This is a genomic window from Mucilaginibacter sp. UYP27, from assembly GCF_040547175.1.
GTDB lineage: Bacteria > Bacteroidota > Bacteroidia > Sphingobacteriales > Sphingobacteriaceae > Mucilaginibacter.
Genome location: NZ_JBEPPE010000002.1, coordinates 1 through 21,227 on the forward strand (window position 1 = coordinate 1; position 21,227 = coordinate 21,227).

Annotated in this window: 20 protein-coding genes; 13 read left to right on the plus strand and 7 right to left on the minus strand. The window is 40.3% G+C overall.

Annotation, left to right across the window (positions count from 1 at the left end):
- Nucleotides 1-1,488: type I restriction endonuclease subunit R, EcoR124 family (locus tag ABIB39_RS07830; RefSeq protein WP_502916188.1), on the plus strand; the 1,488-nt coding region annotated here is incomplete at its 5' end.
- Between the two features lie 363 nt (nt 1,489-1,851).
- On the opposite strand, the gene ABIB39_RS07835 is transcribed toward ABIB39_RS07830, so the two are convergent.
- From ABIB39_RS07835 to ABIB39_RS07850, 4 genes are all read right to left on the minus strand, one after another.
- Nucleotides 1,852-3,345 (minus strand): Fic family protein, encoded by a 1,494-nt coding sequence (locus ABIB39_RS07835; RefSeq protein ID WP_354428806.1) that lies wholly within the window; start codon nt 3,343-3,345, stop codon nt 1,852-1,854.
- A 79-nt stretch (nt 3,346-3,424) separates the two neighbouring features.
- A complete protein-coding gene (locus ABIB39_RS07840) occupies nt 3,425-3,880 on the minus strand; it encodes a helix-turn-helix domain-containing protein (protein ID WP_354428808.1) in 456 nt (151 codons plus the stop codon).
- A 1-nt stretch (nt 3,881) separates the two neighbouring features.
- Complete coding sequence (locus tag ABIB39_RS07845) at nt 3,882-4,214, minus strand: type II toxin-antitoxin system HigB family toxin (RefSeq protein ID WP_354428810.1); 333 nt, start codon at nt 4,212-4,214, stop codon at nt 3,882-3,884.
- Nucleotides 4,215-4,266: 52 nt separating this feature from the next.
- Nucleotides 4,267-5,508, minus strand: coding sequence for a tyrosine-type recombinase/integrase (locus tag ABIB39_RS07850; RefSeq protein ID WP_354428812.1), 1,242 nt, complete (start codon nt 5,506-5,508; stop codon nt 4,267-4,269).
- A 548-nt stretch (nt 5,509-6,056) separates the two neighbouring features.
- Here ABIB39_RS07850 and ABIB39_RS07855 point away from each other — a divergent pair.
- The 7 genes from ABIB39_RS07855 (at nt 6,057) to ABIB39_RS07885 (ending at nt 15,007) form a co-directional block, all read left to right on the plus strand.
- A complete protein-coding gene (locus ABIB39_RS07855; RefSeq protein WP_354428814.1) occupies nt 6,057-7,397 on the plus strand; it encodes a sigma-54-dependent transcriptional regulator in 1,341 nt (446 codons plus the stop codon).
- 282 nt (nt 7,398-7,679) lie between these two features.
- On the plus strand, nt 7,680-7,757 hold the full coding sequence (kdpF, locus tag ABIB39_RS07860; RefSeq protein WP_169611101.1) for a K(+)-transporting ATPase subunit F: 78 nt from the start codon (nt 7,680-7,682) through the stop codon (nt 7,755-7,757).
- Nucleotides 7,758-7,760: 3 nt separating this feature from the next.
- Nucleotides 7,761-9,476, plus strand: a complete 1,716-nt coding sequence (gene kdpA, locus ABIB39_RS07865; RefSeq protein ID WP_354428816.1) for a potassium-transporting ATPase subunit KdpA — start codon at nt 7,761-7,763, stop codon at nt 9,474-9,476.
- Between the two features lie 17 nt (nt 9,477-9,493).
- Nucleotides 9,494-11,524, plus strand: a complete 2,031-nt coding sequence (gene kdpB, locus ABIB39_RS07870) for a potassium-transporting ATPase subunit KdpB (RefSeq protein WP_354428818.1) — start codon at nt 9,494-9,496, stop codon at nt 11,522-11,524.
- A 16-nt stretch (nt 11,525-11,540) separates the two neighbouring features.
- Nucleotides 11,541-12,107, plus strand: coding sequence for a K(+)-transporting ATPase subunit C (locus ABIB39_RS07875; protein ID WP_354428820.1), 567 nt, complete (start codon nt 11,541-11,543; stop codon nt 12,105-12,107).
- A gap of 60 nt (nt 12,108-12,167) precedes the next feature.
- Nucleotides 12,168-13,298, plus strand: coding sequence for a sensor protein KdpD (locus tag ABIB39_RS07880; protein WP_354428822.1), 1,131 nt, complete (start codon nt 12,168-12,170; stop codon nt 13,296-13,298).
- Nucleotides 13,299-13,300: 2 nt separating this feature from the next.
- Nucleotides 13,301-15,007 (plus strand): HAMP domain-containing sensor histidine kinase, encoded by a 1,707-nt coding sequence (locus ABIB39_RS07885; protein WP_354428823.1) that lies wholly within the window; start codon nt 13,301-13,303, stop codon nt 15,005-15,007.
- Between the two features lie 34 nt (nt 15,008-15,041).
- Here ABIB39_RS07885 and ABIB39_RS07890 read toward each other — a convergent pair whose 3' ends face one another.
- Nucleotides 15,042-15,887 (minus strand): hypothetical protein, encoded by an 846-nt coding sequence (locus ABIB39_RS07890; RefSeq protein WP_354428825.1) that lies wholly within the window; start codon nt 15,885-15,887, stop codon nt 15,042-15,044.
- 180 nt (nt 15,888-16,067) lie between these two features.
- Here ABIB39_RS07890 and ABIB39_RS07895 point away from each other — a divergent pair, with 180 nt between their 5' ends.
- Both ABIB39_RS07895 and ABIB39_RS07900 read left to right on the plus strand, forming a co-directional pair.
- A complete protein-coding gene (locus tag ABIB39_RS07895; protein ID WP_354428827.1) occupies nt 16,068-16,886 on the plus strand; it encodes an SDR family NAD(P)-dependent oxidoreductase in 819 nt (272 codons plus the stop codon).
- Between the two features lie 76 nt (nt 16,887-16,962).
- Nucleotides 16,963-17,859: a helix-turn-helix domain-containing protein gene (locus tag ABIB39_RS07900; protein WP_354428829.1), complete on the plus strand. Its 897-nt coding sequence runs from the start codon at nt 16,963-16,965 to the stop codon at nt 17,857-17,859.
- 48 nt (nt 17,860-17,907) lie between these two features.
- Here the strand turns inward: ABIB39_RS07900 and ABIB39_RS07905 are convergent, their stop codons facing one another.
- On the minus strand, nt 17,908-18,174 hold the full coding sequence (locus ABIB39_RS07905) for a PAS domain-containing protein (protein ID WP_354428830.1): 267 nt from the start codon (nt 18,172-18,174) through the stop codon (nt 17,908-17,910).
- A gap of 99 nt (nt 18,175-18,273) precedes the next feature.
- Between ABIB39_RS07905 and ABIB39_RS07910 the strand changes: the two genes are divergently transcribed.
- Nucleotides 18,274-19,116, plus strand: coding sequence for an SDR family NAD(P)-dependent oxidoreductase (locus ABIB39_RS07910; protein ID WP_354428832.1), 843 nt, complete (start codon nt 18,274-18,276; stop codon nt 19,114-19,116).
- Nucleotides 19,117-19,186: 70 nt separating this feature from the next.
- On the plus strand, nt 19,187-20,107 hold the full coding sequence (locus ABIB39_RS07915; protein ID WP_354428833.1) for a helix-turn-helix domain-containing protein: 921 nt from the start codon (nt 19,187-19,189) through the stop codon (nt 20,105-20,107).
- Between the two features lie 113 nt (nt 20,108-20,220).
- Here ABIB39_RS07915 and ABIB39_RS07920 read toward each other — a convergent pair whose 3' ends face one another.
- On the minus strand, nt 20,221-20,529 hold the full coding sequence (locus tag ABIB39_RS07920) for a DNA alkylation repair protein (protein WP_354428834.1): 309 nt from the start codon (nt 20,527-20,529) through the stop codon (nt 20,221-20,223).
- A 118-nt stretch (nt 20,530-20,647) separates the two neighbouring features.
- Between ABIB39_RS07920 and ABIB39_RS07925 the strand changes: the two genes are divergently transcribed.
- A complete protein-coding gene (locus tag ABIB39_RS07925) occupies nt 20,648-21,226 on the plus strand; it encodes a Crp/Fnr family transcriptional regulator (RefSeq protein ID WP_354428836.1) in 579 nt (192 codons plus the stop codon).
- Nucleotide 21,227 lies beyond the last annotated feature (1 nt).

A 21,227-nucleotide genomic window follows, 5' to 3' on the forward strand; every position in this document is an offset into this window, starting at 1 on the left:
GAAACTGCTATAGATATTGAGGTTGAAGATATTGATACAAGGGAGTTAATGGAAGATGAAAATCGCTTAACGAAGATTACGGACTATATCATCGCACATCATGACCGAAAAACACAAAGCAAACGTTTTACAGCGATGTTCTGTGTGGATAGTGTGAAAACGTTGATTAAATATTATGGTCTTTTTCAACGTCGAAAAGAAGAGGGAGCCCATCAATTAAAAGTAGCTACTATTTTTAGTTATGCGAATAACGAAGAAGATGCCGAAGCGAATGGTTTTATCCCCGAAGAAGTTTCGGTAGTTCAGGAACCGCAAGCTATTTACAATTTGCGACCACATGCCAGGGAAAAGTTAGACGAGTTTATTAATGATTACAATCAAATGTTTGGCTGTGCCTACAGCACGAAGGACAGCGAAAGTTTTTACAATTATTACAATGATATTTCCAAGCAGGTAAAGGACGGAAAAATTGACATATTGTTAGTAGTGAACATGTTTTTAACTGGTTTTGATAGCAAAACGTTAAATACGTTATACGTAGATAAAAACCTTAAATATCATGGTTTAATACAAGCATACAGCCGTACAAACAGAATATTGAATGAACAAAAATCCCAAGGAAATATCGTTGCCTTTCGTAATCTCAAAAATAGAACTGATGAAGCTATAACCTTATTCAGTAACAAGGATGCTATTGAAGTAATCATTATGCAGCCGTACGAGGATTATGCAAAAGAATTTGAAGAAGCTTTCGAAAAGCTAAAGGATATTACATCATCGCCAAATGATGTAAATGATCTACAAAGTGAAGATGACGAGCTGGAATTTGTAAAAGCCTTTCGAAATTTGATGAGGCTTAAAAATATCCTTACCTCTTTTGCGGATTTTACCTGGGATGATCTGCAAATGCCTGAGCAGGAGTTTGAGGATTTTAAAAGCAAATACCTTGATATTTATGAAGGTACCAAAGAAACGAAAGAAAGGGTCTCTATTTTAGAAGACGTAGATTTTGAATTAGAGCTTATACATCGTGACGAGATAAACGTCAATTATATCATTCAATTACTGATTAAACTCAAGTCACAGAATAAAGGCGATACAGAAAAGACGAAAAGAGAGATTGCTAATTTATTGTCTACAGAAACTACGTTACGTAGTAAACGTGAATTGATAGAACGTTTTATCGAAGAAAACCTACCACTGATTACAGATACTGATGAAGTAACCACGGAGTTTGACAGATACTGGGATAAAGAACAGAAGCTGGCTTTTGAGCGATTGATTAGCGAAGAAAAGCTTTCTAAGGAAAAAACAGAAAAATTGATTGAAGACTATCTTTTTGCAGAAAGGGAGCCTTTAAGGGATGACCTACTGGATTTGATAGATGGGGAAAAGCCAAGTGTACTACTACGTAAAAAAAGAGGTGATAGTATTTTAATACGCATAAAAGACTTTGTAGAGACGTTTATTAATGGAATGGTTGGGTAGGATTAAATAGTCTTATGACTTGTATAATTGAAGTCAACTGGATTTTAATTAACATCCTTTAATTATGAGTGGTCAGTTTCCAGGGGAATAACTGGTCAATTTGAACCGGAATATTATTTTATAAACTGAAAATAATCCATATTCACCACATCCGCGAAGATAGCCCACCACCGGGATAAAAAGTAAAGGCCATGCAGAGCGGGCCATTTTTGTTTGTTTTTTAGCGGTGGCCCGGCCTTGACTATTTACCCGGCTCGCGCTGTTGGTTGCTTAAGCGGTAAATATGGGGTGGTGAGTTCAAAGGTTGTCGCTTCTATATCAAGGCGGCACTGCCTGTCGGAGTATAAAAGGATTAAGCTTTGCTTACCCTTTATAGTTTAATTTTCCCAAAGCCGGTTCCTCAAACGCATCACATTCCTTCAAATATAATTCCATCTTATCCATATCTTCATGATGTACGGTAGCGCTAAATTCGTAGGCGCGTAATAACATTCTGATATAGGCCCCGGATTCCCCTTGTTTGGTCAACTTTTTTAAAGCACCCATATAATCTTCACGGTAAACAGTTGGGATGATAATTTTAGATAACCCTTTTGATGTTAATTCGGCATTCATCATCACCCTGGCTATTCTTCCGTTACCGTCTAAAAACGGGTGGACTTCACTAATCAGGAACATCATATAGGCAGCTTTTGCAAACGGATTTCTTAGTATAGAATACAATTCAAATCCTTTTTTAAGCGTGCCCTGCACCAGTTGCCAGTCTACAAATTCGGTGCTGCCTGCCCGGTTATTTTTATCTTTAAAATGACCAGGCGTTTTAGAAGTCCGGGCACTTAGTAAAATGGAGTGCCTATGCCGGAGGATGCTGATTAACTGTTCTGCCGTATCCGGGCAACGGCTCATTTCTTTTTTGTCGGATACAATTTGGTAAGTCCCCAATACGTCATGTGAATCTTCATCCCTCGACGGCATAGGAGTAGCCGTTAAAACAATCTCCTTGGCTTCCTCTATTTCAAAAATGGTACCTTCTATATAATTGGAAAAGTAACTTTCATAAAAAGCAAAGTTCTGATAAGCGTGGATTGAGCTATTTTGATCTTTATAAACAGGATATTCGTTTGACGCAAGTTGTTCATACAGGTGATTAAACAAATCGATGCGGGAGGGATCATAGGGAAAGCCTGAAAGCCTTGCCTTGGTTAACGGTGATGATAGTAGTTTAATACTGTTGCTCGAAAGTAAAGCGCCAATGAGCTTATTAAGCCGCTCAAACTCCCTACCCATATCAAGCTCCTCCGCAACAATTTTCGCTCGGTCACGCAAGCTATTTAGCCCCTCTTCACCCCTGATGCGAACAATGGCATCCAGTTTATCTTCTATAGCTTCTTTAGGAAGAATTTTCGAGCTATCCTCTTTTTGCGTGGAAGATTGCATATTTTCCAAATATGCCCTTGCTTCCTGCGAAACATACAAGTCTTTAAAAAATGAAGCATCGCCATTAATAGGCCCTTTACCTTTTAACGACCGTATGGTAATGCCGGGTAATACAATGTTTTTGGTGTATTTGTACGTTATAAAAATTTCGCCCGATAGGGAAGGCTTAAATTCCAAAGCACTGCGGTGACTTAATAATGCTCCCGGATATTGATGGGCAAGTATTTTATACCAGTTTCTTTTTATTAATACTTCAGGTTGTTCATTTAGGTTTGAGGTATAAATGCGTGGTGCTATCTTTTTGATTTTACCGGCTTTTTCCAATCGACTAATTTGTTGGGAAAGCGTCTTATCAGAACTTCCGAATAGGATTTCATCTATGGATGATTGTAGATTTTTTTTTATTAGTTGCTTTGCCACATGCTAATTTGTAGAATATTTTCTATTAAAACAAATTATGTGTAGAATATTTTCTATAAAAAAATCTAATATCGAGCTTTTAATGTTTAATAAATTGCAGCTGTTTGGTTGTATTCATAACACTCGCATTCCTCAGGTGTGTGTTTACGGGTGAAACAAGTTTGTACTGGCGATTAAAAGCCTCCTGTCTTACTTTGAAGTAGTCAGCCAGCTTTCTTATTACTTCTTTAGACAAACCTTTTTTATAATTTAAAATATCAGATACGTAGCTTTTGCCAATTCCTAATATTTTAGTCATATCTTGAGGCTTCAAATTATGGTCTTGCATAAAAGACCGTAATAACGCTATAGGGTCAACTTCCTTAAACGTATTATGCTCTTCATCATACTTTTCGATTAATAGCGTTAGAAGATCGATTTCATCTTGTACAGATTCATTGTTTTCTTGAGTAAGTAAGGTCTCCAATTGGTTACAATATTGTTGGTATTGATCTTTGCCCCTGATAATCGTATATTTTAGTGTCGCTGTTTCCATGTTAATAAAGATTAATTGTGTACTGGTTGCCCAGTTTGCAAATTTTATCGTATTCCCCATGAGTTCCCATCCAACAAACGAATAAATGCGCCTGTTTTTCGCCGAACACAAATTTGCAGATCATTCGGTAATTATTACCGGCAATATCAAAAACAACCCGGTTGCTGCTTTTACCTAAGATATCAGCAGTATTATATGTTTGTTTCATATCACCTGGTTGCTCCCAGTCTGCAAGCTTTAGTTTTTCTGTCCAGTCTTCCAGCGAAGTTTTACTCCTTGGATGCCTGTGTGCAAAATCTTCTAAAGTCTGTTTTTTAATCAAATGGACTTTCATGTATCCTAATAACAAATATAAGTATAAGTTCACGAAAAGTGAACTTTAATTTTTATCCAAAGTCCATCAATTTATCCGCTATCTCCTGTTTTACATTATCTTCGAAACCTGCCCAATAGTTTTGCGTAGTGTTCAAACTACGATGGCCTAAACTTTCTTGTATCAGTTCCATTTTAGCGCCATTACGAATAGCAGCAGTTGTGAATGAGTGCCGTGCGTAATAGGTAGATATATCGGCATCCAATTCCAAATCCTTCGCTAAGTTTTGAATATGCTGATTGACAAAGCGAATAAAATTTTGGTTTACCCTTAGCTTCTCTGCTTCATCCATCTTTTTAGTTAATATCGGAAATACGTAATTATCAGGCAGAAAAGGACGTGTTCCATAGCGTTCTATAATCGCCTTTATTGTTTCTGTTAAAGGGATAATGATCGGTCTGGGTTTGTCCTTAGTGGTATGAAGCGTTTTATGTCGCAAAAATGAAATAGATTTTTTGTTGATATTTTTATACTTTAATTCTGCAATGTCACGGAAATTCATCCCGTTGCACTGGTAACTGAAAAACCAAAAGTCCCTTGCTTTTTCTTTCGGGCTACCTGGTTCAACTGGAGCAGTATATAATTTCTTTAATTCGTCTTTACTTAATGCCTTCTTTATGTTTTGACCGGTAGGTATTTTGTATTTTTTGAAAGGATATAGTTCAGCAGCTACGCTTCCTTCCTCAATAGCTTTATTGAATATAGCCCTTAAAGGCCGTAAGTAGATGCCTACTGTTGTCTTGGATTTATTGGCGGCTACCATCCAGTTTTCATACCTGTTTAGAAAATCAACCGTAACACGAGAAAATGCAAGGCTCGATGCTGGTCTATTATCCTTTCCGGCAAACTCCAGTATGGATTTTAAACTCAAACGGTAGTTGGAAGCCGTACCGGCGCGACCATATCTGGTCAGCTCATCTATGTAATCCTGGTAGTAGGCACATACATCCGTTGTACTGGCTTGAGAACGAAACATTTCGCGCTCAAATTTATCGAGGATAAATAGGCCATCCATTTTGGTAATGATCTTATTTGCGCGAGCCTCTATCGCACTTAACGATATTTTAATTTCCTGAAATGCCTTTTTAGGTTTTTCGGTTAAATAAGATTGTTGGAATTGTTGAGCCGTCAGGTGGATGTCTGTAGGGTAGTGCCTGATATCGGTACGGGAGATGTATAACCTGATTTTTACCGGTGCCTTTTTACCAGTTTCAACCTTCCGTTCATCTAAATATAAGTTAACTTTTACTGCCATTTTCATTAAAATTAGGAAAAACGCCTATTTCTCTCACACAAATTTTTTAGAACATGCGAAATTACGCAAATTTCCCACAAAATCACCTGTTTTACTCTCACACATTTCTCACACAAATGGGCAAAAAATGGCAAAAAACAGCAAAATATCACAAAATTGATTTTTGATAAATATCTGATATATAAGTATTTATCAAAAAAACAAAGTATTGAAAAGTGCCTCCCATAGACTGTTAATCAGAGGGTCCCTGGTTCGAGTCCAGGCTCAGGAGCAAAGCCCCGCACGTCCGCGGGGCTTTTTTTTGCCCAAAAATCTTATTATTGTTTCGCCAGTTCAATGAGCAAAGCGGCATCATCCAACGGGGCATGTAATCTTATATTACATTGACTGCCGCATTCAATAAAATTATTTCCAATACGTATTTGAAAGTTACAACGGAGATCAGACGCCTGCCAATAATAAACTGGAGTTTATAAACGCTACCATCGTAATCTCTGGCGATACTGGTTTTAGGCAACTTTGGCAGAAAAAAAATATAATTTTATAAAATGCAACAAACGATACTCATTATTGACGATGAGAAAAAATTAAACGGCCTACTTACCCGGATAATTGAGCTGGAAGGATATAGAGTTTTTCAGGCATACACGGGCAAAGAAGGCCTTAAATTATTAACGCAGGAAGACATCTTGGCCGTTATCAGCGATGTTAAATTACCTGATATAAACGGTGTGGAACTGGTTAAACAGATCAAGGATAAAAAACCATACGTTGAAGTGATCAACTTAACGGCTTTTGGCACCATTGCCGATGGTGTATTGGCTATTAAAAACGGCGCTTTTGATTATATAACCAAAGGAGACGATAACGATAAGATATTGCCGATGCTGAGCAAGGCAATAGATAAGGCAAAATTACAACTACAGCTCTTTCAACTTCAGAGAAAAATTGTTAAGCAATTTACGTTCGAGGGAATCATCGGGCATTCAAAAGCAATAGGCGCGGCTATCGACCTTGCAAAAAAAGTTTCCGTAACTGATACTACTGTTTTATTATTAGGAGAAACAGGCACAGGTAAAGAGGTCTTTGCAAACGCTATCCATTATAACAGCGCCCGGAAAAACCTAAACTTTGTAGCTGTAAATTGTAGCTCGTTTAGTAAGGAACTATTGGAAAGTGAAATATTCGGCTATAAGGCCGGTGCATTTACGGGTGCCGCCAAAGATAAAAAAGGCTTGTTTGAAGAAGCCGATAACGGGACTCTTTTCCTGGACGAAATAGGCGAAATGAATATAGACCTGCAAGCAAAGATATTGCGGGTTATAGAACAGGGGGAATTTATTAAGGTTGGTGATACAAAAACAACTAAAGTAAACGTGAGGATAATTGCCGCTACCAACAGAAAACTGGAGACAGAAATTAAAAGTGGCCATTTCAGGGAAGATCTGTTTTATCGCTTATCTGTTTTTCAGATCAACCTGCCATCGCTGAATGAACGTAAAGATGACATCGGCTTATTAGCCAACCACTACCTGAAAGAGTATACCCGGAAGGTAGGGCAGAGGATCAATGATATAAATCCGGATTTTTTGCACCGACTGGAAAAACATAAGTGGAAAGGGAATATCAGGGAGTTAAAAAACATTATAGAACGTGCAGTAATAATTTGCGACGGTGCCATACTGACGCCTGATTTACTCCCGCTGAATTTTTATGATGACGTAGAAGCAATCGCCTCATCTTATACACTCGCTGCTATCGAAAAAAACCACGTTAATAAGATGTTGCATTTTACCAAAGGAAATAAAGCAGAAACCGCACGCCTTTTAGATATAGGGCTGACGACACTTTACCGAAAGATCGACGAGTACCAGTTAGGCAAAGAATAATCCTCAAAATTGGCTTTGTTTCATTACCGATATGAAAAAACCCTTCCAAATTGGAAGGGTTTTTTTTATGTCTTTTATTTTGGGGCGAAAGAATTAAGTGTTAATCTGTTGATTTATAGGAAACTAATTGAACCGCCGTTTTTGTGGCACCTCTTTGGTAAAGCGGCTTGTAAATTAATTAAACATCATGGATGTAATACTAACAATAGCCTATGTGCTTGTCTTTATCGCCTTCTTTTGGCTGCTTTTTAAAACCGTTAACTACTTCGAAACCATCTGATCATGATCGCATTATTCATCGTTGCAATTGCCGTGTTTATTTACATGGTTTATGTACTGCTTAAACCCGAAAAATTTTAAACTATGAACACCGAATTATCCGGAGTAGTGGTCATGTACATGATCACCATCCTTTTAGCCATCCCTCTTGGCAGGTACATTGCAAAAATATTTAACGGCGAAAGCACATGGCTTAATTTTATGGCCTCGCCGGAGCGCTTCATCTTTAAATTAAGCGGGATTAATGCTGAAAAGGAAATGAACTGGAAACAGCACCTTAAAGCGTTGCTCACCATAAATTCGCTTTGGTTGTTCTATGCTTTTTTCTGCCTGCTGTTTCAAAATCATTTGCCTTTAAATCCAGACGGTAACCCAAATCAAACGCCAGACCTGGCATTTAATACGGCGATAAGTTTTATAACCAACACCAATTTGCAGGATTATTCGGGCGAGACCGGCGCCACCTATTACACGCAGTTATTTGTATTTACCTTTTTGCACTTTGTAAGCGCGGCCACCGGCTTTGCAGCCATGATGGTAGTATTTAAAGCAATGAAAGATAAGGTGACCGATAAGTTGGGCAACTTTTGGGATTTCTTTTTAAAGAGCATAACAAGAGTGTTATTACCTATAAGTATCGTGCTAGCTATTATCCTTTCATTTAACGGTACGCCAACCAGTTATAAGGGGAAAGATACCCTTATAACTTTACAGGGTGATACAGCGCGGGTATCTCGCGGCCCGGCTGCCGCCATGATTGCCATTAAACAGGTAGGGACAAATGGCGGCGGTTGGTTTGGTGCCAATTCTTCACACCCTTTAGAGAATCCAAATTACCTGACCAACATGGTAAAGAACATCAGCATTACATTAATACCTATAGCGTTGGTGTTTTCATTAGGTTTTTACCTAAAAAGAAGAAAACTATCATGGGTGATATTTGGTGTGATGACGGCAGGCTTTTTTATAATGCTTATTCCGTCTATTAATGCCGAGCTGAAAGGCAGCCCTGCTATAACAAATATGGGTATTGACCAACGTGGTGGCGCCATGGAAGGTAAAGAAGTACGCTTTGGCGCTATCGCATCCGCCTATTGGGGCATATGCACCACCGCTACCTCCAACGGATCTGTTAACGCCATGCATGATAGCATGATGCCCATAACTGGTGTATGCCAGATGTTTGATATGATGATCAACGCGTTTTATGGAGGTATTGGCGTAGGGTATCTGAATTTTTACATTTTTATCATCATCGCGGTATTTATCTCCGGGTTGATGGTTGGGCGAACCCCCGAATTTATGGGCAGGAAGATAGAAACCCGGGAAATGAAAATCGCATCCCTGATAGCACTTTTGCACCCATTTATGATCTTGGTAAGTACAGCCACGGCATCATACTTACTTGTTCATTATCCTAATGCGGGTTGGGCGGTTAAACCGGGAGCATGGCTGGCTAACCCGTCGTTTCACGGCTTTTCCGAAATGCTTTATCAATTCACATCCAGCGCCGCCAATAACGGTTCCGGTTACGAAGGTTTAGCCGATAACACGATATTTTGGAATATTGGGTCGGGGGTTGTAATGTTTATCAGTAGGTTTTTACCAATCATCGGGCCACTTGCTATTGCCGGTTTATTGGCTAATAAAAAGTTCATTCCGCAATCTGCGGGTACATTGAAAAGTGACAGCGTCACATTTGGCATCATGATATTTGCCGTGATCTTTATTGTTGCTGCGCTATCATTTTTCCCGGCGCTGGCATTGGGCCCTATAGCCGAGCATGTTTCCGTTAAATAATTTTAGATCTAAAGAAAATGAAATTAAATCAAAATACATTGTTCCAGGGCGATCAGGTAAGGGAGGCTTTCAAGCAATCTCTTATCAAACTGGATCCCCGAATATTAGTTCGCAACCCGGTAATGTTTACAGTAGAGGTTGGTACTTTAGTAATGCTGTTTGTAACCTTATACTCGGTAGTTAATAAGGGCCAGGGGAGCTTTGGTTACAACCTTTCTATCTTTATAGTATTACTGCTTACTGTATTGTTTGCCAATTTTGCCGAAGCTATTGCCGAAGCCAGGGGAAAGGCCCAGGCCGAAAGTTTGCGAAAAACCCGCGAAGAAACACCTGCCCGTTTGTTGGTGAATGGTAAAGAAACGCAGGTAATGTCTTCCCAATTAAAAAAAGGTGACGTGTTTATTTGCGAAACCGGCGATAATATCCCTACTGATGGCGAGATCATCGAAGGTATCGCTACTATCGATGAGTCAGCAATTACCGGCGAATCAGCCCCGGTGATACGCGAGTCGGGTGGTGATAAATCATCCGTAACCGGGGGTACCAAAGTATTGTCAGACCGCATAAAAGTAAGGGTAACTACCCAACCCGGCGAAAGCTTCCTGGATAAAATGATAGCGCTGGTTGAAGGAGCATCGCGTCAAAAAACACCAAATGAAATTGCCCTTACAATTTTATTAGCCGGCTTTACGCTGATCTTTGTTATTGTTTGCGTTACCTTACAACCTTTTGCCAGTTATGCCAATACGCCAATTAGCATAGCGGCATTTATCTCGCTCTTTGTTTGCTTGATACCTACAACTATCGGCGGCCTTTTATCTGCCATTGGTATTGCGGGTATGGATAGGGCGTTACGTGCAAACGTGATAACAAAATCAGGTAAAGCGGTAGAAACCGCCGGCGATTTAGATACACTGTTATTAGATAAAACAGGAACAATTACCATCGGTAACAGGAAGGCGACCAATTTTTATCCGGCAAATGGTGTTGACGAAATCGCGTTTAGCAAAGCCTGCATATTAAGTTCACTGGCTGATGAAACCCCGGAAGGTAAATCAATAGTTGAACTTGCCGAGACCTCGAAAAATATACTATCGGTTGTGGCACCTAAAAATTCGGTGTTCATCAAATTTACTGCCGAAACCCGTTCAAGCGGCTTAGATACGCCTGATGGCTTACGCATCCGGAAAGGGGCATTTGACTCTATTCGTAATATAGCTGAAAAAGCCGGAAACGTTTTTCCTGCCGAAACTGCTGAGCAAGTTCGTGTAATATCTTCTAAAGGTGGTACACCCCTGGTAGTTTCTGAAAACGAACAAATATTAGGTGTGATAGAACTGCAGGACATTATTAAACCCGGCATAGCCGAGCGTTTTGAGCGCCTGCGCAGGATGGGCGTAAAAACGGTAATGGTAACGGGTGATAACCCGCTTACTGCCCGGTTTATTGCCGAAAAGGCGGGCGTTGATGATTTTATTGCCGAGGCCAAACCCGAGGATAAAATGAACTACATTAAACTGGAGCAGCAAGATGGTAAACTGGTAGCTATGATGGGCGACGGTACCAACGATGCCCCGGCACTTGCCCAGGCTGATGTTGGCGTAGCCATGAACAGCGGCACGCAAGCCGCCAAAGAAGCGGGTAATATGGTAGACCTGGATAATGATCCAACCAAACTGATCGAGATTGTAGAGATTGGCAAACAGTTGCTGATGACGCGTGGTACATTAACCACGTTCTCTATAGCCAATGATGTAGCAAAATACTTCGCCATTGTTCCGGCTTTATTTATGGTATCTATACCCGCTTTAAAAACCCTAAATATCATGGGATTGCACAGCCCGCAGTCGGCCATCCTTTCTGCTGTTATTTTTAACGCGTTGATCATACCCATGCTTATTCCGCTGGCACTAAGGGGGGTTGAATATAAGCCCATTGGAGCCAGTGCATTGTTGCGCCGCAATCTCTTCATCTACGGTTTAGGCGGTATTCTTATTCCTTTTATCGGAATAAAACTTATAGATCTCGCTGTAGCATTATTTATCTAATACTAACATTCAAATTATGAAAACTTATTTTTTGCCATCCCTGAAAATCACAGTTATACTGATTGTATTATTAGGGGGTTTATACCCATTATTTATATTCGCCATAGGCAAGTTAACCCCCGGTGATGGCAATGGTGTTACCGTTGTGTTGAACGGTAAAGTAGTTGGTTATGCCAACGTAGGTCAAAAATTCACCAAGGACGAATATTTTTCTACACGCCCCTCTGCCGTTGATTACCACGCCGACGGCTCGGCGGGTTCAAATAAAGGCTCTAATAATCCCGACTATCTAAAAGATGTTCAAGCACGTATCGATACGTTTGCAAAGCACAACCCCGATATTAAACGCGAAGCAATACCCGCCGAGTTAGTTACTGCTTCAGGTAGTGGTTTAGATCCCGATTTGTCCCCAACCGCGGCGCATGTACAGGTTGCCCGTATTGCAAAAATGCGCAACCTCCCTGCTGATGAGATCACCGCTTTAGTTAACGAACATACCGAAAAGCCCCTGTGGGGTATGTTTGGCCCATCAAAGATCAATGTATTAAAACTAAATGTCGCTTTAGATCAGCTTAAAAAATAGATACACGCGTTTATAAAAATAATATTGCCAGCTTTAAATACCTCCTTATTAAATAACAAAATGGGCGACAGCGATAAAGACCGGTCGGTTGAGCATTTCCTGGAGTTGATCAAGCGGTCAAAAAGGGGAAAATTTAAAATATACATCGGGATGAGTGCCGGTGTGGGCAAAACCTACCGGATGCTGGTGGAGGCCCATGCTTTACTCCGTAATGGTATTGATGTAAAAATAGGTTATATTGAAACCCATAAACGTTTTGAAACAGAAGCTCAATTACAGGATCTACCTGTGATTCCACGCCGTAAACTTTTTTATAAAGGCAAGGAACTGGAAGAAATGAACCTGAAAGAGATCATCAACAACCACCCGGATGTGGTAATTGTTGACGAACTGGCACATACTAATATAGGGGGCAGCAGTAACGAGAAACGCTGGCAGGATGTTATAGAAATATTAAACGCCGGTATAAATGTAATTAGCGCCGTTAACATTCAGCATATAGAAAGCCTCAATGAAGAAGTCGAAGCCATAACAGGGGTAGCCATTACCGAGCGCGTGCCCGACCGTGTGTTACAAATGGCCGATGAAGTGGTTAATATTGACCTGACGGCTGATGAGTTGATAGACAGGTTAAAAGCCGGTAAGATATACGACTTTAAAAAAGTGCCCACCGCGCTGAATAACTTTTTTCAGTCGGAACGCATTTTACAATTACGCGAGCTGGCTTTAAAAGAAGTAGCTCGCCAGGTGGAACGAAAGATAAGCATTGAAATACCTAAGAACTTTAAATTGCGGCCAGAACTGTTTATGGCCTGTATTAGTACTAACGAAGAAACCGCTAAAGTAATTATCCGAAAAACGGCCCGGCTTGCTTCTTACTATCACTCAAAATGGTATGTTCTGTATGTGCAAAAAGATAACGAAAGCAGCGACAAGATAAATTTGGCGGCGCAGCGGCATTTAATTAATAACTTTAAGCTGGCTACACAATTAGGCGGCGAGTTATTAAAGGTTAAGAGCAATCATGTCGCTAAAACTATTTGGGAAACCGCCGAAACGCATAACATTACCACCATATGTTTAGGTAAACCTCAATTTAAGTTTTATCAGTTAATTTTAAAAACGGCTGTGTTTACCCAATTGTTAAATAAGATGTCAAAAACACACATCGACATTGTTATACTATCGTAATCATGAGCATTAAAAATAAACTCCGCGCTGGTATCAGCTTTTTATTTTTGTTGGCTTTACTATGTTCAGGGCTTGCTATTTACTATCTGCAGCAATTATCAAACGATACCAGAGAAATATTAAAAGACAACTATCATACGCTTACCTACACAAAAAACATTAATAAGCTACTGGATGCGCCGGATAGCAAATATCCGAACAGGCTCAAAGATATTCAAACCAATATTTCGGCGCAGCAGCGTAATATTACCGAAAATGGCGAACGTGTTTTGACGGATTCTTTGCAGTCTTTATTTGTGCAATATCAACTTGCCCCTTCAAACCAGGAGAAACGATCTGCGATTAGCCTGCACCTCCGGAATTTGATGGATGAGATCAATACTTTAAATATGAATGCCATTCAAATAAAAGACAATAAGGCCAATAATACTTCTAAAAACGCGCTTATTTTGATCGCTTTTATCGGTACATTCTGTTTTTTGGTGGCTTTTACGTTTATGGTAAATTTCCCAGGTTATATAGCAACGCCGATCCGCGAACTAACTACCAGTATGCTGGCCATCGCTAATAAAAACTACAACAGGCGTTTGGTATTCAATTCAAAGGACGAGTATGGTGATTTAGCGGACGCCTTTAACCAAATGGCCTCAAAATTAAGTGAGTATGAAACCAGTAATCTGGCAGAGCTGTTGTTTGAAAAAACACGAATTGAAACAATCATTAATTCGATGCATGACGCGCTGATCGGTTTAGACGATAAGCAAAGTATTATTTTCGTAAACGATATAGCCTGTAGCCTTATCGGAATCCCGAAGGGTAAATTGCTTAATAAGCTTGCACATCATGTCGCAAAAGAAAACGACTTGCTGCGCAACATCATGGCAACCAATACCGTGAAAATGAAGATCTTTGCAGATGGTAAAGAAAGTTTTTTTACTAAAGAGGTTTTGGATGTAACAAACGAAAGGAAATTTTTAGGAAAGGTTATCATCCTAAAAAACATTACCGAATTCCAGCAACTGGACGAAGCAAAAACCAATTTTATAGCTACCATTTCTCATGAATTAAAAACGCCAATATCATCTATAAAAATGAGTTTGAAGTTATTGGAGGATATACGTGTTGGCGAGGTAAATGCCGAACAGCGTTCCTTATTAGAGAACATAGAAGATGATACCAAACGTTTATTACAAATAACCGGGGAGTTATTGGATATGGGGCAGTTAGAGACCGGCAAAATTCAACTGAATTTTGGAAGTACGCATCCAAAAAATATTGTTGAATACGCTGTTAAAGCGGTAAAGTCTATTGCCGATCAGCGCCATGTGAGCATAAAGGTGAACTGTAATGATGTTTTACCAAATGTAAGGGCAGATCTGGATAAATCTACCTGGGTGCTTATTAACTTGTTATCTAACGCTATAAAGTATAGCCGCGAAAACGGCGAAGTTGAATTGTTAGTAAAGAAACTGAAAAAGGACATGATAGAGTTTTCTGTTCAGGACCATGGGCAGGGGATTGAGAAAATATACTTGGCCAGGATATTTGACCGCTATTTTAAAATCCCGGGTGCAACCGGCGAACAAACAGGCACTGGTTTGGGATTGGCAATAGCCAAAGATTTTATAGAAGCACAAGCTGGAAAAATTAGTGTAGAAAGTGAACTGGGTGATGGGAGTACATTTAGATTTTTGCTACCGGTAGAGTAACTACTCGTTTAGTGCGATTGTCTGCTTGTTAGCACTATCCAATAAGTTTTCTTATTTTATGTAAAACTCCACCTATCATCATCTTTAATCCCTTTTTAGCAGGTTGATTATTATCACTTGCTACAAAGTCCTGATTGATAAGCTTCTCATGTATATAAAACGCATGGTTACTGGTAATACGGGTCAATTGCTGGCTGTTTATGAAGCTATCTACGCGCTTCTCAAATAAATTGCCTGCATATAGTGGAAACCGTTCTGACAGTTGATGGTAAAAATTATACACATCACCATACAGTCGCGCTGTTTCAACTAAAAAGCATTGATCTGAAAAAGAATGGCTATAAAACCAATTATCTTCTTCTTTAAAACTTTCTGTTCGGGCCTCCTCAACGTTATTATTCCATACAGGGTTCGCTATCAATACAGTACTATCGGCATTGAACTTGTCAATAGCGCTGTTTATCCAGTTAGAGGTACTGTTTTCGGGTAAAATACAGTCGCACGTAAAGTAAAGCAGGTACTTACTTTTGCAAAAGTAAACCGCACTTAAAGGCCCCATACTATACCAATAACCATCATAATTGCCCCGGTAAAAGCTTTTGCGGGTAATTGAGAATGTCGGTAGAATCTGGTCGGCATAATCTTCACTGAAATAGTAAGCATCTATTATTTTATTTTCTACAGCTTGTTGTGCGTGTTTAGCTACAAGGTCACGGTCATAAACGTTATTTATAATCAACACTTTTTCCTTAAAACGTACATTACAGCGCTGTATCATCAATTCTAATCGATTTTCTAATAATACGCGTTTCCAATCACCCTCGTAGCAATTTGTAAAAAATGAAACGTCCGGAGATAATGGTGATTCGGTATTTGACATATGCCTTTTGTATTTATTCAGGTGCTTAAATTAGGATAAAAAGACAAATTATGTAAATGGTATTTAATTTGTCGTTCACCATCTCATGCATCTTGGAAATGTGCTAATACTGCCGTGTTTTGTATAAACCTAAGTGATGGCGTGCCGATACCTTTGTTTAACAATTAACAAAGAAAAAAAATGTCAAAAATAATTTTAATTACCGGCGCCTCTCGTGGCTTTGGCAAAATTTGGGCAAAGGCCCTTTTAGAACGTGGCGATAAAGTTGCAGCAACCGCCAGGAACCTGGCCGATTTAAACGACCTGGTAGCGGCTTACGGCGATGCCTTGTTACCTGTTAAACTGGATGTAAATGACAGAGAAGCTGGCTTTGCAGCGGTTAAGCAGGTAAAAGACCACTTTGGCCATATAGATGTATTGATAAATAATGCAGGCTTTGGCTTATTTGGGGCTATTGAAGAAACTACCGAACAGCAAGCCCGTTCACAAATGGAAACCAACTTTTTTGGTTTGCTTTGGCTAACGCAGGCAGTTGTGCCAATAATGAGGGAGCAAAAAAGCGGGCATATTATACAGGTATCAAGCTTTTTGGGCTTGGTTAAATTGCCTGTACTGGGCCTTTACAATGCATCAAAATATGCAGTTAACGGTTTAAGCGAAACATTGGCATCCGAAGTTAAAGGCTTTGGCATCAATGTAAGTTTAATTGAACCCAACGGCTTCTCTACAGATTGGTCGGGCGCTTCTGCATTCCAAACAGAGGCTACAGAAACTTACGCACCTATTAAGAAGGCCTTTTTTGAAGCTGCTACGCCGGATAGCTGGGGTAACCCGGATGCAACTACACCTGCTGTACTTGCTTTAATTGACAGCGAAAACCCACCGCTACACTTCCTGTTAGGTAAAATAGCGTATGCCGGTGTTAAACAGGTTTATGCTGATCGTTTAGCGGAGTTCGAAGCCTGGAAAGAGGTTTCTGCCGATGCCCACGGTCATTAATTAATCATATAAATATTGAGCCACAATTTGCACATGCTTAATGTGTAGATTGTGGTTTATTAATCTTTTCGTTACGATGCGCCATTACAAAAGTTTAAGTGATTTACATAAAGGGAATGGGTTTCCACCTCCCGAAAATCCATTGTTCAGTGTTTATCAATGCAATGGAGGTACATCTTGCACAATAGGCGACCGCGAATTTACCAGCGACTTTTACATGATCGGGTTTAAAAAGATCATCTCGGGCGTAGTGCTTTATGGCCGCACCAAATATGACCATCAATCGGGTTCTATGATGTTTTTTAAACCAAGGCAGATTATCGAAATGAAAAACCTTGAGATGGATGAAGATGGCTTTTTGATGTTTGTACACGAAGATTATTTGAACGGGCACATCCTGCATGATGATATTAAGAAATACCATTATTTTGATTACGAAACCAATGAGGCGTTGCACTTATCTCCCAGCGAAAAAAAAACAATATGGCAACTATATCATAAAATAGAAACCGAATACCGCAATAATCAGGACGAATACAGCCGCGAACTGATCCTGGCTAATGTTGATACCATGTTAAAATACAGCCAGCGTTTTTATAAAAGGCAATTCATTAGCCGCACGGATATTTCTGGCAAAACGGTAACTAAATTTAACGACGAACTTGACCGTTATGTAGCTGGTGGAATGCTGGATACCAAAGGCCTGCCATCTGTACATGATATTGCCGGCAGGCTTAATATATCTGCAGGATATTTAACAGACGTGTTAAAGCAGGAAAGCGGAAAAACCGCGTTAGAGCATATCCATATCTATTTAATTTCCGAAGCAAAGCACAAATTGACGGGAGGGGACAAATCAGTTTCTGAAATTGCGTATGCCCTTGGGTTCGAAAATTTATCTTACTTCTCGCGTCTTTTTAAAAAGGAGGTAGGCATCAGCCCCAACCTGTTTAAAAAGCAATTGCTGAATTAAGATTTTTAAGCAATTTAAACCGGCAAACTAAAGTAAAAGGTAGAGCCCTTAATGGTCGGTATTATCAGTTGCCGTGCCAAACCATTCTATCATTTCGCCTTTATCATCCAAAATAGGTACCGCGCGCGAAAATGTCCAGCCCATGGTTCCATCAACCCGGATCACCCTATGCTCCAGTTCAAATATTTTTTTCCCGCTGATAGCTTCGGCTATAGCTGATAATACTTTTTCTTTATCCTCGGGGTGGAGGTTTTTAGAATGCCAATCTGTTGTAGGCTCATGGGAAAAAGTGATATTTTGTTTCGGTAAGGGCAATTTTTTGCTTCCTCATTTTGGCTACAACCATCCTCAATTAGGCTACACTTCCCGAATGAGATCTGCCCACCTTTGATGTATCATTAATAAATAATAAAAATGGAAAATCAACAAAATAATAAAGTTTGGTTCATTACAGGTGCGTCACGTGGTTTTGGCCGTGTTTGGGCCGATGCAGCACTTAAACGTGGCGACAAAGTTGCAGCTACTGCACGTAACCTTGCAAGTATTGCCGAACTAAAAGAAAAATATGGCGACAACGTTTTAACGTTAGAGCTTGACGTAACCAATACCGAACAGGTAAAAGAAGTGGTTGCGCAGGCACATGCACATTTTGGAAGGTTGGATATTGTACTTAATAACGCGGGCTACTCATTAGTTGGCACAATTGAAGAAGCCAGTGCCGATGATGTGAAAGCGATGTACGATACCAATATTTTCGGCACGCTGGCGGTTATTCAGGCGGCTTTGCCATTATTGCGCCAGCAGGGGTTCGGTCATATTTTGGGTACATCAAGCAACCTTGGCCACGTAGTGTTGCCGGTTATAGGCTATTATTGTTCTTCAAAATGGGCGTTTGAGGCTATTCACGAAAGCCTTGCTTTAGAGGTTAAAGCTTTCGGGATAAAAGTAACTATTATAGAACCGGGTGCTTATGCTACTGAGTTTGGCAGCCCCGAGTCGTTAAAGTTTGCACCGGGACTGGATATTTATAAAGATTTTAAAGAGAACTTCTTTGGCACTTTAAAAGACCTGGAAAGGGGCGACCCTAATGCAACGCCACAAGCGCTGTTCCAGGTGGTAGATGCCGAACACCCGCCGCTAAGGTTTAATTTGGGCAGCCATAACTTGGCGTGGACCCGTGGCGCTTACCAGGAGCGTTTAGCCCTGTGGGAAGAATGGGATGCGGTTTCCAGTTCGGCTCAGGGCGATACAAAGTAATTGCCCTGTAATATTTATTTGTAACCGGCAATGGAAAGCGTTGCCGGTTATAATTACTTAACTTTAATAAATGAAGAAGGACGAAAAAAACCTGCTTAAATTTGAGACACTGTCTGATGCCCATCGGGTTTTTGGCTTGCCTCAACCTAAGCATCCGTTGATCAGTATGATAAATGGGGCGCCTGCCTGGCCGGAATCGCTATCGGCACCGCATAACCATGTATTAAGCTTTTATAAAATATCTTACAAGCCAAAGCTTGGTGGCAAATTAAAATATGGACAGGGTTATTATGATTTTGATGAAGGCGGCCTGCTGTTTGCGGCCCCCGGCCAAATAATGGGTAGTATAGAAAGTGAAGGGGTTGTATGCTCTCAATACACCTTACTTATTCATCCGGATTTTTTTTGGAATCATTCTTTAGCCAAAAAGATCAAAGCTTATGGCTTTTTCTCATACAGCACCAACGAAGGCCTGCACCTATCCGAAGAGGAGAAGGCAACCATCATGTCGGTTTTTAAAATGATAGATGAGGAACTAAATAGCCGCATAGACGATCTGAGCCAGGATGTGATTATTTCACAAATAGAGCTATTACTAACCTATGCAGATCGGTTTTACAAACGCCAGTTTATTACCCGCAAAGCAGTTAACAGCACCTTGCTACAACAATTAGAAAGTGTTTTGGAGGGATATTTCGCCAACGAGGATTCGTTAAGCGGAGGCATACCTACGGTTCATTACCTGGCAGAAAAGCTAAACCTGTCGCCAAGTTATTTGAGTGATATGCTGCGGTCGCTTACCGGGCAAAATGCACAGCAACACATCCACCAAAAACTAATAGAAAAAGCAAAGGAGAAATTATCAACCACCAGTTTATCCGTTAGTGAAGTGGCGTATGCCTTAGGCTTCGAGCACCCGCAATCGTTTAGTAAGCTATTCAAAACAAAAACCAACCTTTCGCCGCTGGAGTTCAGGCGCTCGTTTAATTAATACTATCCCTGCCTGCTTACCATCTCGTTGATCCAGATGGGGGCAAATGGCGATGTGCATCCTTTAGGTGTTGGATAATTTTTCGCGTAGTGCTTCTTTATCTGCGTGCTCCTTTACAACATAAGCATATAACCAGTCCATAACCTGTGCAAACCTTTCAGACCGTACCATGCTGTCAAGTTCGGCAATCGATAAAGCCTTGGGTTGATGATCAGCGTCGCCAAAAAACTGGCTTCGATATTGCCGGTTGTCCATAACTCTTTTGCCAGTTCGTGGTTCATCTTTATTGGCTTTGCCATGGCCCTGATATCACCCATTTTTACGCCAAATTGGTTAGCATGCGCTCCCCATTTGATGTTGTGCCGGCGAACTTTTTCATCACCGAGTGATTCGAGTTTGTCAAGAATTTCCGAAGTTATCATCTGCCATTTCGATTAGTTAATTCGAATTTAAGCCATCGGAAAAACAAATCAAACATTAATGTGAACTTTAAAAACCGGTGACTATTCACCACTATATTTTTCTCTATTTTTGATTTATATGTTTGCCGAATTTGAGAACTACATAAAAGCACATGCTGGCGTAACCAACGATGAGGTTGAATTATTTCGCGCTACAGCTATTGAAAAATCCCTGCGCCGTAAAGATTCATTGTTGAACCAGGGCGAAATTTGCCGGTACAAAATATTTGTTTGCAAAGGTTTGTTGCGCACGTACCGCACAACAGAAAATGGTAACGAACATATCCTGCAATTTTCGCCGGAGAATAGCTGGACTACCGACCCTGAAAGCTATAATAACCTCACCACCTCGGTCTATAATATTGATGCGCTTGAACCCAGCGAGGTTGTAATGTGGACTAAAAAGGATTTTGATGCACTGTTTGAGCAGCTTCCTAAATTAAAGGCTTACTCGGATAACCTTATCCAACGTAACCTGTACCGCACGCGCGACCGTATGTTTTTTAACCAAACATCTACTGCCGAAGAAAAGTATGACAATTTTGTAAAGACTTTCCCCGGTATTATGGCGCGTGTACCGCTGCACATGGTAGCATCTTTTCTGGGCGTATCGCGCGAAACGCTTAGCCGTATCAGGCACACGCAGGTTAGGCCTTAAT